The organism is Metabacillus sp. 84 (genome assembly GCF_050107715.1).
Lineage (GTDB): Bacteria > Bacillota > Bacilli > Bacillales > Bacillaceae > Metabacillus_B.
In genome coordinates, this window is record NZ_JBNILN010000044.1 from 1 (window position 1) to 254 (window position 254).

Consider the following 254-nt stretch of genomic DNA (forward strand, 5'->3'; position numbering starts at 1 on the left):
AAAAATCAAAGGAGTGACTTCTAAAAAGTTGAGAGAGGAATTTCCTCACCTTCAACACTTGCCGAGTCTATGGACACGTTCCTATTTTGTTTCTACCGCAGGAAATGTGTCGAGTGAAACGATAAAACGTTATGTCGAACAACAAAAAACAAGGGGGTGAATGATCTGTCACAAACCATCACAGTCAAAATCAAATTGCTTCCTACAAAAGAACAGGCTTCTATCTTATGCAATATGAGCAAAGAGTATATTGA

1 protein-coding gene and 1 pseudogene are annotated in these 254 nt (G+C 37.8%); both read left to right on the forward strand.

Features of this window, described 5'->3' with window-relative positions; all coding sequences use genetic code 11:
- A partial coding sequence (locus ACQCV8_RS20245) for a transposase (RefSeq protein ID WP_426847228.1) occupies nt 1-160 on the forward strand: 160 nt, incomplete at its 5' end.
- 5 nt (nt 161-165) lie between these two features.
- Nucleotides 166-254 (forward strand): annotated as a pseudogene (locus ACQCV8_RS20250) (transposase); the annotation flags it as partial.